Annotated in this window: 15 protein-coding genes; 11 read left to right on the top strand and 4 right to left on the bottom strand. The window is 56.0% G+C overall.

Going from position 1 to position 14,556, the window contains the following annotated elements; all coding sequences use genetic code 11:
* Nucleotides 1-90: 90 nt before the first annotated feature.
* From ABLU67_RS20095 to yjgA, 4 genes are all read right to left on the bottom strand, one after another.
* Nucleotides 91-1,299, bottom strand: coding sequence for an aldose 1-epimerase family protein (locus ABLU67_RS20095; protein WP_025107443.1), 1,209 nt, complete (start codon nt 1,297-1,299; stop codon nt 91-93).
* Nucleotides 1,300-1,625: 326 nt separating this feature from the next.
* Complete coding sequence (locus ABLU67_RS20090) at nt 1,626-2,768, bottom strand: iron-containing alcohol dehydrogenase (RefSeq protein ID WP_014837210.1); 1,143 nt, start codon at nt 2,766-2,768, stop codon at nt 1,626-1,628.
* 194 nt (nt 2,769-2,962) lie between these two features.
* Nucleotides 2,963-4,474, bottom strand: coding sequence for a CoA-acylating methylmalonate-semialdehyde dehydrogenase (locus ABLU67_RS20085; RefSeq protein ID WP_049079517.1), 1,512 nt, complete (start codon nt 4,472-4,474; stop codon nt 2,963-2,965).
* 637 nt (nt 4,475-5,111) lie between these two features.
* Nucleotides 5,112-5,663, bottom strand: coding sequence for a ribosome biogenesis factor YjgA (gene yjgA / locus ABLU67_RS20080; RefSeq protein WP_004098062.1), 552 nt, complete (start codon nt 5,661-5,663; stop codon nt 5,112-5,114).
* A 94-nt stretch (nt 5,664-5,757) separates the two neighbouring features.
* Here yjgA and pmbA point away from each other — a divergent pair, with 94 nt between their 5' ends.
* The 11 genes from pmbA (at nt 5,758) to ABLU67_RS20025 (ending at nt 14,550) form a co-directional block, all read left to right on the top strand.
* Entirely contained in the window at nt 5,758-7,110 is a 1,353-nt protein-coding gene (gene pmbA, locus ABLU67_RS20075; protein ID WP_004098067.1) for a metalloprotease PmbA, read from the top strand.
* A gap of 36 nt (nt 7,111-7,146) precedes the next feature.
* Nucleotides 7,147-7,533 carry a cytochrome b562 gene (gene cybC, locus ABLU67_RS20070; protein WP_032695164.1) on the top strand — a complete coding sequence of 129 codons (387 nt, stop codon included), beginning with the start codon at nt 7,147-7,149 and terminating at the stop codon, nt 7,531-7,533.
* Between the two features lie 291 nt (nt 7,534-7,824).
* Complete coding sequence (locus ABLU67_RS20065; RefSeq protein ID WP_004098070.1) at nt 7,825-8,163, top strand: PRD domain-containing protein; 339 nt, start codon at nt 7,825-7,827, stop codon at nt 8,161-8,163.
* A gap of 11 nt (nt 8,164-8,174) precedes the next feature.
* Nucleotides 8,175-8,537, top strand: coding sequence for an SFCGS family glycine-rich protein (locus tag ABLU67_RS20060; RefSeq protein ID WP_004098072.1), 363 nt, complete (start codon nt 8,175-8,177; stop codon nt 8,535-8,537).
* Between the two features lie 2 nt (nt 8,538-8,539).
* Nucleotides 8,540-8,839, top strand: a complete 300-nt coding sequence (locus ABLU67_RS20055; protein ID WP_004098073.1) for a DUF4312 family protein — start codon at nt 8,540-8,542, stop codon at nt 8,837-8,839.
* A gap of 21 nt (nt 8,840-8,860) precedes the next feature.
* Nucleotides 8,861-9,637, top strand: a complete 777-nt coding sequence (locus ABLU67_RS20050) for a DUF4311 domain-containing protein (RefSeq protein ID WP_004098075.1) — start codon at nt 8,861-8,863, stop codon at nt 9,635-9,637.
* Between the two features lie 12 nt (nt 9,638-9,649).
* Nucleotides 9,650-10,294: a DUF4310 family protein gene (locus ABLU67_RS20045; RefSeq protein WP_004098076.1), complete on the top strand. Its 645-nt coding sequence runs from the start codon at nt 9,650-9,652 to the stop codon at nt 10,292-10,294.
* Between the two features lie 44 nt (nt 10,295-10,338).
* Complete coding sequence (locus ABLU67_RS20040; RefSeq protein WP_064375407.1) at nt 10,339-11,472, top strand: amidohydrolase/deacetylase family metallohydrolase; 1,134 nt, start codon at nt 10,339-10,341, stop codon at nt 11,470-11,472.
* On the top strand, nt 11,456-12,574 hold the full coding sequence (locus ABLU67_RS20035; RefSeq protein ID WP_014227652.1) for a DgaE family pyridoxal phosphate-dependent ammonia lyase: 1,119 nt from the start codon (nt 11,456-11,458) through the stop codon (nt 12,572-12,574). The genes ABLU67_RS20040 and ABLU67_RS20035 overlap by 17 nt, the downstream gene beginning before the upstream one ends.
* Nucleotides 12,571-13,311, top strand: a complete 741-nt coding sequence (locus ABLU67_RS20030; RefSeq protein ID WP_014227653.1) for a KDGP aldolase family protein — start codon at nt 12,571-12,573, stop codon at nt 13,309-13,311. The genes ABLU67_RS20035 and ABLU67_RS20030 overlap by 4 nt, the downstream gene beginning before the upstream one ends.
* Before the next feature lie 87 nt (nt 13,312-13,398).
* A complete protein-coding gene (locus ABLU67_RS20025) occupies nt 13,399-14,550 on the top strand; it encodes a lactonase family protein (protein WP_048261976.1) in 1,152 nt (383 codons plus the stop codon).
* The last annotated feature ends 6 nt before the right edge of the window (nt 14,551-14,556 follow it).

Raw genomic sequence — 14,556 nt, 5'->3', positions numbered from 1 at the left:
CTTAGCCGGGCTACGGGTTCAGCGCCGTCTGCGGGCCGGTAGCCCGGGTCAGGCGTTACGCCGCAACCCGGGATGGGCTCAAAGCTTACGCTACTCCTTCGCGATAGGCGTTTCGTTTTCCGCCACTTTGGTATCGCCCTGAATGGCCGCGATTTTCTTCTCCACGTCGGCAACCTGCTCGCTGCTGTGCAGCAGCGTATAGGTCAGATCAAACTGGGTGCTTGCCCCGGGCTGAAGCTGCTTAACGCGTTTTTGCTCGCGCTCGATGGTTACCGGATAGGCGTAGCTGGTACCCGGCTCAATACCGGTCACGTAACCCTGTTTCTCGGTATCGGTGTTTTTCCACAGCGTCAGCACCGGCAGCTGGCGGGTATCAAACTGAATCGATGCCCCTTTGTCGCCGGCTTTGTTGACCACGGCGGCCAGCGTTTGATGATTTTCGTCCGCCAGCGGCTGCATGTTAAACACCATTTCATCGAAATCTTTGGTTGGACCGGCGTAGGTTTGCCAGGTTTTTAAGCCGGCTTTGGCGTAGTCATTGAACGGGCTGATGCTGGCGATCGGCGCCATAAAGCGGGCCCCCTCTTCGAGGATCGGCTTGCCAAAGTTGCTGTGATAGATAATCTGATAGTCATGCGGATAGTCAGCATGGTTGGTTAAGACATCGTGCAGGCTGAAGCTGTTGCTGCCGGGTACATAGCGCAGCTCGGTCATGGTCTGCAGATCCGCTTTCTTAAACGTGCTCTCCTTCACCAGCCCGCGAACGCGAATTTCATACGGCGCGGTGTCCGCGACTTCCACTTCCACCTGTGAAGCCGGCGTGTTGCCGACTTTACCGTGCAGGGTATAAATCTGCCCGTCTGCGGTTACCGGGTGGCCGGTCCATTCATAGCCGCAGCGCACCATCATTTCATTGAAGCCTTCCAGCCAGCCCAGCCCGTTGCGGCTTTCGAGGTTAATAAAGGCCGGGTTGACCACCTCTTTTACCGGTGAGTCCCAGCCCATCCGTGAACCAAAACCTTCGATTTTCAGTAGATTCATGCCGCGAGTCGGGCTCAGGGTAATCGTCAGGCCGTCTTTGCTGTGGATCACGAGGATTTTGCTGCCTTCCTGTTTCCCGCCGTGAAGGACTTTTTGCTCAATGCTGAAGTTATGATCTTTTATCTTCAGCTGGTCGCTGGTTATCTGCCAGTTTCCTTTATCCATACCGCTTTCAGCGCTTGTCAGCACCCATGTTTTCGCGACTACAGGCCCAGAAACAAGCATGGCAATTGCTGTTAAAGCTAATGTTTTTTTCATTTTTTAACCCTTTTGCTGAATCGATTGTGTTGCTGATGCAGGGAATTTAGTTGTAAGTGGATTATGAAAATGTGAAGTGTCTCACCTGGTGAGAAAATGGCCGTTTTTATATTTTTAAATGAGATTTAAATCGCTTTTTTTAAGTAATTATAAAAGTTGTTGCTAAAAAAATGTGAATCAAGATGATTTTAGCTTTAACGATTCAGCTATTACTGGCTACGGCTATGATGAAGCCTTTAGAAACGACAGGGCCGCCGGGCTTTGGTGGCCCAGGCGGCCCTGGTTGAAGCGGTTTTACCGTGTAAAAAAACGCAGCGGGGAGGTTATCAAGCGCCGTAGAACGCTTTGGTATAGAGCCCTTTGACATCCTGAACGGACGGATAGTTAGGATTCGTTAATGTGCAGGGATCGTCAACGGCATGGTGACTCATTCTGTCGAGGACGTTCACAAAGGTGATTTCATTGATTTCAACTTCGCCGCACTGGCTTAGCGTTTTCGGCACGCCCAGACGTTGATTCAGCGCGTTGATCGCTTCAATCAGGTTTTTGATGCCTAACGCCGCTTCCAGCTGACGATATTTTTTGGTGAACTTCGCATTATATTGAATGATATAAGGCAGCATAATCGCGTTTGCCAGACCGTGGGTAATACCAAACTCGCCGCCAATCTTGTGCGCCATTGAATGAACTAACCCCAGCGAGGCGTTGGTGAAGGCGATTCCCGCCAGCGCAGAAGCATTGTGCATATGCATGCGGGCGTTTAAATCATCAGGTGAGCGCCAGGCGATTTCCAGATACGTAAACACCAGCCGAATCGCTTCTACCGCATAGGGGTCAGTAAACGAGTTGGCCGCGGTGGACACATAGGCTTCAATGGCGTGGGTCAGAACGTCCATTCCGGTATGAACGGTAACGTGCGGCGGCATTTTTGCCGGAATGGTGGGGTCGAGAATGGCGATATCCGGTACCAGATCGGCGGCAACAATCGGGTATTTGATATGATTTGCCGTGTCGGTGATCACCGAAAATGCGGTGATCTCAGAGGCGCTGCCGCTGGTGGAAGGGATCGCCACAAATCGGGCTTTATTGCGTAGCGCCGGCATGGAACCGACCGGGAGAATATCCTCGAACTTCAGCTGCGGATGCTCGTAGAAACACCACATTACTTTTGCGGCATCAAGCGCGGAGCCGCCGCCAATCGCCACTATCCAGTCCGGTTCAAAAGCCTGCATCGCTTTTGCGCCGCGCCAGACGGTTTTAATGGACGGATTGGGTTCGACATTATCGATAATAATGCACTCCATACCTGCTTTATTGAGTTCGCTGACGGCTTTATCCAGAAAGCCAAAACGCTTCATGGAACTTCCGCCAGTGACTAACGCGGCTTTTTTGCCGCTCAGGGTGGAAAGATGTTCTAAAGCATTTTCGCCATAAATAATACTGCGAGGAATTGAGAAGGCCTGGGTCATAGGAAACTCCATTTAATATTAAGGATTTTTTTAGTGTGCATTCGTCATTTACGATTCAGCGACACGTGCAGAGTAAAAAAATCGAATTAATGCTCCAGATATTGCTGAAGCAATATCTGGAGGGAGTTGACCGTCATACTTCGAGCGGCTGGTGCGTTGACTGCAACTTGAATTATTTGGGGTATTAGCGGCGTTTAAATCGTACCGTCCCAGGAGTCGACTTTTTCGCGTTTCGCTTCCTCTTCATCAAACCAGCGCGAGGTCACGCATTTTGATTCGGTGTAGAAACGGACGCCGTCTTTGCCCAGGCAGTGCAGGTCGCCGAAGAAGGACTGCTTATGGCCTGAGAACGGGAATACGCCGACCGGCACAGGTATACCGACGTTGATACCGACCATGCCGCCGTGGGTGCGTTTCTGGAATTCGCGGGCGTAGTAGCCGCTTTGGGTGAAAATAACCGAGCCGTTGGCAAACGGGTTATTGTTCATAAGTTGCAGACCTTCCTCGAAGGTTTTGACCCGCTTAAAGCACAGCACCGGCCCGAAAATTTCCTGCGTGCCGACGCTCATCTCTTCGGTTACGCGATCCAGGATGGTTGGCCCGACGTAGAAGCCATTTTCCTGGCCCGGCACCTGAATAGCGCGACCGTCGAGCACCAGCTTTGCCCCCTCCTCAATGCCTTTATTAATCCAGTTGATGACCGATTGCTTATGATCTTTAGAAATCACCGGACCCATATCGGTATCGCGCAGATAGCCGGGGCCGATTTTCAGCTGTTTGGCTTTCTCGGCGACGGCGGCAATCAGCTTATCAGCGATCTCTTCCTGCACCACGACAACCGGCAGCGCCATGCAGCGTTCGCCCGCGCAGCCAAACGCGGCGTTGATAATCCCCGCTGCGGTACGGTTAATTGGCGCATCGGCCAGCACCAGGGCATGGTTTTTCGCTTCGCACAGCGCCTGAACGCGCTTGCCGTGAGCGGCGGCTTTGGAGTAAACGTGCAGACCCACGGAGGTTGAGCCGACGAAGGAGACGCCGTTGACGTCCGGGTGGGTCAGCAAGATATCGGCTTCATTGCGTGAGCAGGTCACTACGTTAATCACCCCATCCGGCACTCCTGCTTCCTGATAGAGTTTGGTGATTTCCATACAGGTCATCGGCGTCATACTGGCCGCTTTAATCACCATGGTATTACCGGAGGCGACGCATAATGGCGCCATCCATCCCATCGGGATCATTGCCGGGAAGTTAAACGGCACAATACCGGCGAACACGCCAATTGGCTCACGATAAAGGTTGGTGTCGATCCCGGCAGAGGCGTCCATCAGGTTTTCACCGGCCATGAGAGTGGGAATCGAGCAGGCAAGCTCGGTACCTTCTTTCGCTTTTAATACATCGCCCTGGGCGTCGCCCCAGGCTTTACCGTTTTCTTTTGCCACCAGCTCGGTTAAGCGGTCCTGATGCTGGATTAATAATTCGCGAACGCGGAACATAATTTGCGAGCGTTTAATGGCCGGCGTATCTGACCACGCCGGAAAGGCTTTGCGCGCCGCGGCAACGGCATCCAGCACTTCTTGCTCGGTGCAGCAGGGGGCCTGAGCCATGACTTCCCCGGTACTTGGGTTATAGACGTCCATATAGCGTTCGGTCTGCGATACGCGCCATTGACCATCAACGAAATATTTCAGCCTTGGTACAGTAGTCATATTTTTCTCCATGATGATAGCTGTCGACTCTCTAAAATCTGGCTCCGGTCGGCGGCAAATAACCGACCGCCGGGTTAGCCCCTTTCGTGAAAAGTGAATTCCTGCTTCTTGCCGGACGATGGCCTCCGCTGGGCGATTCACCTGCGGCGGTGCGGATGATTTTGTCGACTTTCTGCTGAGGAAAGCCTGCAGACGCCAGGTTTTAATGAACAGAACTCACTGGCCAAAAATACGCGCACGCACCGTTTCGGTTCTTGTACTTTAATGAAATTTATTTTTCATTATTATAATGTATGAAATAACAAAACCGTTTTGAGAGGTGGATCAAAGATAAGCAAACTGCTGATGAAGTCAGCGCCCTAAAGGCAGGGTTATATTGTTTTATTTAATAAAGTTAACAGGTTGTGTTGATGGCATTGGCGTTGATGGCGAGGGGAGATTGCCAGCCGGATTGCAATGGAACGGCTTTCTTGTGAAATAAAAGTTAAATATAAGCGCGAAATCGAATGAAAATGAAAAATTAAAACCGATTTAAATGCAGGGAAAATTCGAATTGACCATTGTCCATGGCATTGCGCTCGAGGGAGTGGGTCGCCCGGATCGGGCAACAGCCGTAATCCGGGGGAGTCATACAGAATTAGCCTTCGCTTTCGGCCAGTTCGCGCAGGTACTGGAAGATAAGACGCGCGGACTTCGGCGGCTTGTTGCCTTCTTTCTCTTTTTTGGCGTTGCGGATCAGCGAACGCAGCTGCTGACGATCGGCATCTGGCCACAGGTTCAGCACTTCAGCCACGGCATCATCACCATTATCAATCAGACGATCGCGGATCTGCTCAAGCTTATGGAACAGCGCAACCTGCTGGTTGTGGCGGTTCTTCAGCTTGTCCAGCGCCTGACGAATCGGCTCGACGTCGCGGCTGCGCAGCATTTTACCAATCAGCTGCATCTGGCGGCGGCGGCCTTCTTTCTTGATACGCTGGGCGAGTTCAATCGCGTCGCGCAGGTCGGTATCCAGCGGGATTTTATCGAGCGCGTTTTTACCCAGCTCGACCATTTCCGCGCCAAGACGCTTCAGTTCTTCGGCGTCACGCTTAATTTCACTTTTACTGACCCAGATAATTTCATCGTCTTCATCTTCGACGTCATCACCAGGGACGTCGTCGAGCCAGTCTTCGGGCTGCTTTGTCATCTCAGGCTCCTTAAAAAAGAGACTAATGTTACCAGTTAAGGCGCGCACTGAAAAACGGTTCTCTGTTAGACTTCAGTTAACTCCTTCTTACATTATGGCATTAGCGATGAAAGTCATCTCTCAAGTTGCACAACAGCGTAAGACGCTGGAAGAGGCCGTGACCACGGCGCTGGAACTGGCGGCAGGCAAATCCGACGGCGCGGAAGTCTCCGTCAGTAAAACTACCGGTATCGGCGTGAGCACCCGCTACGGCGAAGTGGAGAACGTAGAATTCAACAGCGATGGTGCTCTCGGCATCACCGTTTATCACCAGAATCGCAAAGGCAGCGCGTCTTCGACCGATCTCAGCCCGCAGGCTATTGCCCGCACGGTGCAGGCGGCGCTGGATATCGCCCGCTATACCTCGCCGGACCCGTGCGCGGGCGTGGCGGATAAAGAACTGCTGGCTTTTGAAGCCCCGGATCTTGACCTGTTCCATCCGGCGGAAGTTTCCCCGGATGAAGCCATTGAGCTGGCCTCCCGCGCTGAACAGGCGGCGCTAAAAGCCGATAAACGCATCAGCAATACCGAAGGCGGCAGCTTTAACAGCCACTACGGCATTAAAGTGTTCGGCAACAGCCACGGCATGCTGCAGAGCTACTGCTCTACCCGCCACTCGCTCTCCAGCTGCGTGATTGCCGAAGAGAATGGCGATATGGAGCGCGATTACGCTTACACCATCGGACGGGCGATAGACGACCTGCAATCGCCGGAGTGGGTTGGCGAAGAGTGCGCCCGCCGCACCCTGTCGCGCCTGGCCCCGCGTAAGCTATCGACGATGAAAGCGCCGGTGATTTTTGCCAACGAAGTCGCTACCGGTCTGTTTGGCCATCTGGTCGGGGCGATCGCCGGCGGTTCGGTTTACCGTAAATCCACCTTCCTGCTTGATGCGCTGGGTAGCCAGATCCTGCCGGACTGGCTGACCATTGAAGAGCATCCGCACCTGCTGAAAGGTCTGGCTTCGACGCCGTTTGATAGTGAAGGCGTCCGTACGGAACGCCGGGATATCATTAAAGACGGCGTACTGACCCAGTGGCTGTTGACCAACTACTCGGCGCGCAAGCTGGGATTGAAGAGCACTGGCCACGCGGGCGGTATTCATAACTGGCGTATTAACGGCCGCGGCCTGAGTTTTGCAAAGTTGCTTAAAGAGATGGGGACCGGTCTTGTCGTCACGGAACTGATGGGGCAGGGTGTAAGCGGCGTCACCGGCGACTACTCACGCGGCGCATCCGGCTTCTGGGTAGAAAACGGCGAAATTCAGTATCCGGTCAGTGAGATAACCATTGCAGGAAATCTGAAAGATATGTGGCGTAATATCGTGACCATCGGCGACGATATCGAAACGCGCAGCAACATTCAGTGCGGTTCCGTACTGCTGCCGGAGATGAAGATCGCCGGGCAATAACACTTGTGTGCTTAATAATAAAAAAGGAAGTGAGCAATGCGTAAAAAACTGTTAGCGATGCTGGCCGTATCGGCTTTTGCGCTTGGTTCGGCATCGGCTTTCGCCGATCTGGGCGAAGACATGGATACCCTTGCTGAGAACCTGCAAGTGGTGCAGAAAACTTCAGATGCCGGCGAGCTGAAAGCGGCGCTGAATAAGATGCGCACAGCGGCGGCTGACGCTCAGAAAGAGACGCCGCCGAAGCTGGAAGGTAAAGCGGCGGACAGCGCGGAAATGAAAGACTATCGTCACGGTTTCGATGTGCTGATCGGCCAGATTGACGGCGCGCTGAAGCTGGCTGATGAAGGCAAAGTCAAAGAAGCCCAGGCCGCAGCGGAAGAGTTTAAAACCACCCGCAATACATACCATAAGAAGTACCGTTAATTTCTCTTTGTGGGGAGGCGTCAGCCGATGCCTCCCACATTCTGTTAATTCAAAACTCCATCACCGTCACATTTTTCGCTTTTCCTGCATGCCGGTTTTCGCCACCATGACACCGATGATCTTGTGATGTTCATCACGAGAATTGGTTGGGGCGAATACATCCACAATAACTATGTGAAATAGATCACGCCTGCCTTCTTCCTTTCCACTTCGAAGTGGAAAACAACTCGCTACAAACTCTTTGCCCCCGGCATTAGTGTTATCCCCAGAGACATCAACGGGGTAATTCAAGTGAATAACGGAGCGGTAACACACGTCCCAGAGGAGCAGGCCACGCTAACCGAACAGCTGGCCGACAAGATGCTGCAGCAGGTTTTCGCACTATTAAGCCGCCGCAACATCGTCCCCAACGACGTTCAGGAGCAAATGCTGACTTCCCACGTTCGGGCGATGGCCCATCGGTCAATCAGCGGCGAGCCGCTGCCGGAAGTGGATGCCAGCCTGTTCGAAGAGATCTCAGAAGATTCAATGATGCTGGCCCGCGAAGTGGTCGCGCAGTTCGGCAATCTGCCAGATGAAGAAGCCTGGCTGCTGTCCGTCCACTTCGAAGTCGCGAAAGATAACCTGTAAGGAGCACACAAATGGAACAAATCACCGTTGTTATTGGCGATCGCCTGGGTAAAGGACAAAAAGTTGCCGCAGGTGCGGAAAAAGCCGGCGCTCGCGCCGTGGTCGTGCCGGGCGTTGCCGCGGATATGAAGCTGGGCGACATGATGAAGGCGGAAAACGCCACCTTCGGTATCTCTTTCTGCGGCAGCGGCGGCGCAGGGGCTATCACCGCGCAGAATAAGCACGGCTACAAGGCGAAATATGGCATGCGTTCCGTTGATGAAGGCGTCACCGCGATCAACGAAGGCTACAACGTACTGGGCTTCGGCTTTATGGATAAAGAAGAGCTGGGTGAACGCCTGGTTGAGGCCTGGAAGAAGAAGTACGGCGCGTGAGCATGAAAGAGCAATTCACCACCACGGTGAGCGTAACCGGCAAAGGCGAGAGCAAAACGCGCGCTTTTGCCGATGCCCTGAACCATGTCCAGGCGGCGGTGATGAAAACGTCGCCGCACATCTTACTGCGTATTGAACCACAGGACGTGGAGGTTGTTCATGCGCGTGAAGCGGTACGGAAAGAGGCCTTTTTATTCTTCTTTTTGCGCCGTGAGCGACGAACCTACAGCGTGGAGCTGAAGGTCACCGTCACCGTGACCGCCATTAATCTCGATAAAGTGGATTTCGTCACGCAAACCTGATTTTCACCAAAGGGTCAGACTATGTTCCTGATAATTTTAATAAAATCGCTCATCATCGGCGGCCTGGTTGGCGTCGGCGTAGGCGCCGGAGCGGCACGCATGTTTCATGCGCCCACCACGCAGGGGATGGGGGCGTTTCGTACCTTGGGCGAGCTGAATTCATGTGAAGGCGATCCGGCTTCCCACTTCTCATTTGGCCTGGGCTTCTTCTTCAACGCCTGGGCCTCTTCCGTCGCGGCAGGCTCCTTCACTCAGGACGTTGACCACCGCATTATCCCCAACTGGGGGGCGGCAGCGCTGATGATTAAAAACCGCAACGTCGGCGAGACGCTGCACGATCCGAAAAAGATGGCCATCGCCTGCGGCATTATCGGCATGATCGTGGTCGCTTTCCTCAACCTCACCGCCTCTTCTGTACCGGAAGCGCTGCAGGTGACGGCGGTAAAAGTGCTGGTTCCGGCGGCAAACCTGCTGGTGAATACGGTGATGCCGGTCATCTTCTGGCTGGCGGCGATTGATGCCGGTAAAAAATCGGGCTTCTGGGCGACGATTTTCGGCGGCGCGGCGCAGCTGATTATGGGCAACGCCGTTCCGGGCCTGGTGCTGGGCATCCTGATCGGGAAAGGCGTTGAAGAGAGCGGCTGGCACCGCGTCACCAAGGTGATGATGGTGGCGATCGTCGCGCTGTTCGTTCTGAGCGGCTTCTTCCGCGGTTTCGACATGAAGATGATTGAATCCTTCCATCTGACCGTGCCGAACTGGCTGGAACTGATCCACAACTCGCTCAGCGGTAAATAACAGGAGCCTCTCATGGAACAAAATAAAGGTTTTTGGTATGCCGACTGGTCGTTCCCGATCTTTGTTGGCCTGCTCTCCGCCGGCGTCTTTGCCGGGACGCATATGTACTACCTCTACGGCATCGGCGCGTTTAACGAAGTCGCCTTCGTGGCGATGCTGAAAGCGGGAATTGATACCGGAGCCTACGGCGCGGTAGCGGCGTTCGGCGCCAGCTTCCTGTTCGCGCGTATTATCGAAGGCTCGCTGGTGGGGATTCTGGATATCGGCGGGGCGATTCAGACCGGCGTCGGCTTAGGCGTTCCGGCGCTGCTGCTCGGCGCGGGCTTTGTTTTCCCGGTCGCCAACTTTGCCGCCTCGCTGGTCACCGGCCTGGTGCTGGGCCTCGCGATTGGCTACATCATCATCCTGGCGCGTAAATTCACCATCAACCAGAGCGATTCCACCTACGGTGCGGACGTCATGATGGGGGCCGGTAACGCCTCAGGCCGTTTCCTCGGACCGTTGATTATCCTCAGCGCCATGACCGCTTCTATTCCTATCGGCATCGGTTCCCTGGCGGGCGCGCTGCTGTTCTACATCTGGCAGAAGCCTATCACCGGCGGCGCGATCCTTGGCGCCATGCTTCTTGGGTCAATCTTCCCGGTGGCGATTAGTTAAGTCCTGCGGGCGCCTCGGCGCCCGCGTTAACAGGAGAGAGAGACATGTTTGATTTACTCCTGCGCCGTGCGCGCCTCGTCGACGATACCCTGACCGATATCGCCATCCGGGACGGTAAAATCGCGGCGCTTGGCGAGATTAGCGCGCCTGCGCGCAAAACCCTTGAGCTGGACGGTCGCTATTACGTCAGCGCAGGCTGGATTGACTCTCACGTTCACTGCTATCCGAACTCGCCGATTTACCATGATGAGCCGGACAGCGTGGGGGTTGCTACCGGCGTGACCACCGTGATTGACGCGGGCAGCACCGGCGCGGACGACGTGGATGATTTCTACCAGCTGACCCGCAAAGCCGCGACCGAAGTTTACGCCCTGCTTAACATCTCCCGCGTCGGGCTGATTGCCCAGAATGAACTGGCCAATATGGCGAATATCGACGCAGAGGCGGTGAAGCAGGTGGTCAATCGCTACCCGAACTTTATCGTCGGCCTGAAGGCGCGGATGAGCAGCAGCGTGGTGGGGGAAAACGGCATTACGCCGCTGGCGCGCGCAAAGGCGATTCAGCAGGAAAACGGCGGCCTGCCGCTGATGGTGCATATCGGCAACAATCCGCCCGACCTGGATGAGATCGCCGACCTGCTGACCTCCGGCGACATCATTACCCACTGCTACAACGGTAAACCCAATCGTATCCTGACGCCGTCCGGCGAGCTGAAAAGCTCGATTTCCCGCGCGCTACAGCGCGGCGTGCGCCTTGATATCGGCCACGGCACCGCCAGCTTCAGCTTCGAGGTGGCGCGGCGGGCGATTGCTATGGGCATTCTGCCGCACACCATCAGCTCCGATATTTACTGCCGCAACCGTATCGACGGCCCGGTGCGATCGCTGGCGCTGGTGATGTCGAAATTCCTCGCCATTGGCATGTCGCTGCCGCAGGTCATTGACTGCGTGACCGCCAACGCCGCTGAAGGCCTGCGTCTTAGCCACAAAGGGCGGCTGGAAGTGGGTTACGACGCCGACCTGACGCTGTTTACCCTCGCGCAGACGCCAACGGTGCTGGTGGATGCGGAAAAAGAGAGCCTTCAGACCGACAAGATTCTGCTGCCGCTTGCCGCCGTTCGCGCGGGCAAGGGCTATCTGACCGAACAAGGGAGCGCGGAAAATGCCTTCGATTTTTGAGAAATATGATTTAAAACAGGTGATTAATACCTCCGGTCGTATGACCATTCTCGGCGTCTCCACGCCGCGGCCGGAAGTGGTGGATGCCGCGATGGCGGGGATGAACCAGTACTTCGAGATGAAAGATCTGGTCAATAAAACCGGCGCGTATATTGCGAAGCTGCTGGACGTGGAAGGGGCGACCGTCGTCTCCTGCGCCTCGGCGGGCATCGCCCAGTCGGTGGCGGCGGTGCTGGTAAAAGACAGCGACTGGCTGCTGGAAAACCTGCACGTGACGCCGATTGAAAACAACGAAATCGTGCTGCCTAAGGGTCATAACGTCAATTTTGGCGCGCCGGTGGGCACCATGGTGGCGCTGGGCGGCGGCAGGCTGGTGGAAGCGGGCTACGCCAATGAATGTTCCGCCGGGCAGCTGGCGGCGGCCATTACCCCGCGCACCGCGGCCATTCTGTATATCAAATCCCACCACTGCGTGCAGAAAAGCATGCTCAACGTGGCGCAGGCGGCAGCGGTGGCGCAGAGCCATAATCTGCCGCTGATTGTCGACGCGGCGGCGGAGGAAGACCTCCAGGCCTACTATCGCGCCGGCGCGGATCTGGTGATTTATAGCGGCGCGAAGGCGATCGAAGGGCCGACCAGCGGGCTGGTGATTGGCAAAACCCAATACGTTGAGTGGGTTAAACGTCAGTCGAACGGCATTGGCCGGGCGATGAAGGTGGGCAAAGAGGGGATCCTCGGCCTGACCTGCGCCATTGAGCACTATCTGACGGCGCGCAAAGAGAGCGGTGAAGAGATGGTGGCGAAGATGACGCCGTTTATTCAGCAGCTCAATACGCTCGATGGCGTCACCGCGCGCGTGGTCTGGGACAGCGCCGGCCGCGATATCGCGCGGGCGGAGATCAAGTTTGATGAAGCGGTGACCGGCGTCGATACCGGCGATCTGGTCAATGCGCTGAAGCAGGGCGAATACGCCATCTACTTCCGTGGCTATAAAGCAAATGAAGGCATTATTGAAGCCGATGTCCGCAGCGTGAACGCGCAGCAGCTGGAGATTGTCTCCCGTCGCATCGCAGAAGTTTTGAACAAGGAGAAAAACGCATGAAACTGACCCCTAATTTTTATCGTGACCGCGTCTGCCTGAACGTGCTGGCGGGGAGCAAAGAGAACGCCAGCGAGATTTATGAGGCGGCGGAAGGTCATGTACTGGTGGGCGTGCTCTCCAAAAATTACCCGGACGTCGCCAGCGCGGTTGCCGATATGCGTGAATACGCGCAGCGGATTGATAACGCGCTCTCCGTGGGACTGGGCGCGGGCGACCCGAACCAGTCGGCGATGGTCAGCGAAATTTCGCGTCAGGTGCAGCCGCAGCACGTCAATCAGGTATTTACCGGCGTGGCGACCAGCCGCGCGCTGCTGGGGCAGAACGAAACCGTGGTTAACGGCCTGGTGTCGCCAACCGGTACGCCGGGAATGGTGAAGATCTCCACCGGCCCGCTCAGCAGCGGCGCGCCGGACGGCATCGTACCGCTGGAAACGGCGATTGCGCTGCTGAAAGATATGGGCGGCAGTTCGATTAAATATTTCCCGATGGGCGGGCTGAAGCATCGCGACGAGTTTATTGCGGTGGCCGAGGCCTGCGCCCGTCATGATTTCTGGCTGGAGCCCACCGGCGGGATCGATCTGGAAAACTACGGCGAGATCCTGCAGATCGCGCTGGACGCAGGGGTGAGTAAAATTATCCCGCATATCTACAGTTCGATTATTGATAAAGCCAGCGGTCACACCCGCCCGGCGGACGTGCGTCAGCTGCTTTCGATCACCAAACAGTTAGTAAAATAGCGCCGATTATCCCTCACCCGGCCCTCTCCCCAACGGGGAGAGGGTTAGGGCGAAGGGAAACCGCCACCGAACCATCAAGGAGTCACCATGCCAACCGCTCGTCACCTGCTTGTTGCTTCACTCTCTCTGCTCGCCGCCGGCGCCGCTGCGCAAACCCAGTACGCCTGGGTCGGCACCTACAACCCCAATGGCGAAGGGCTGTATCGCTTTACCGTCGATAGCCAGACCGGGGCGCTGCGCGATAAAACGCTGGTCGGGACGCTGCCTGACCTGGCCCAGCTTACCGTCTCGGCGGATGGCAAAACCCTGTACGGCGCCAGCGAAGTGGAAAAGGGAGTGGTGCAGGCGTGGCGCATCGGCAGCAACGGTGAACTGAGCGAGCTGAATCAGGTCGCTTCCGGCGGCGCCGGGCCGGTTTATCTCTCCCTGACCCCCGATGGACGTCATCTGCTGGTGGCAAACTACGTCAGCGGCAGTATCGCCGTGCTGCCGGTGAAAGAAGATGGTAACCTGGGCGAGGCGGTGGATGTGCATCAGGATCAAGGGCCTGCGGGCGCGGAACGCCCGGCGGCAGCCGTCGAAGGCAGTTTTGCCATTAGCGATCATAACGGCCCCCACGCCCATATGATCGCCGCCGATCCCAGCGGTAAATTCGTTTACTCCACCGATCTCGGCCTGGACCGGATCTATCAGTACCGGCTGGATAACGCCACCGGGAAGCTGACGCCGAACGATCCGCCGTTTATCGCGGCCTCATCTCCCGGCGCCGGACCGCGCCACTTTGTGTTTACGCCGCAGGGCGACGGACTATGGTTGATTAACGAAGAGGCGTCGACGCTCACTTTTTATCATCTCAATAAGCAAAGCGGCCTGCTGCGCGAGGGGAAAACGGTCTCGGCGCTGCCTGCAGAGTATAAGGGCACCAGCTTTGCCGCCGGCCTGGTCCTGAGCCGCGACGGCAAGCAGCTGTACGTCGCCAACCGACTGCATAACAGTATCGCCCACTTTACGGTGCTGGCTGACGGCAGCCTGAGCCACCAGGACGATATCTGGACCCGCGGCGACTATCCGCGCACGCTGACGCTGGACAGTCAGGGGCAGTGGCTGTACGTCATGAACCAGCGTAGCGACAACATCACCCGCTTTCGCGTCGCGCCGAAGGATGGCAGGCTGACGTTCTCTCCGGACTACACCCCGGTTGGCAGCCCGTCGCAGATGGTGATATCCGCTCAACCCTGAGCCGTA

Origin of the sequence: Klebsiella sp. GN_Kp190 (genome assembly GCF_040061795.1) — a bacterium.
Taxonomy (GTDB): domain Bacteria; phylum Pseudomonadota; class Gammaproteobacteria; order Enterobacterales; family Enterobacteriaceae; genus Klebsiella; species Klebsiella michiganensis.
Note: the sequence above shows the minus strand (reverse complement) of the source record. Positions and strands in the feature narration are given on the sequence as shown.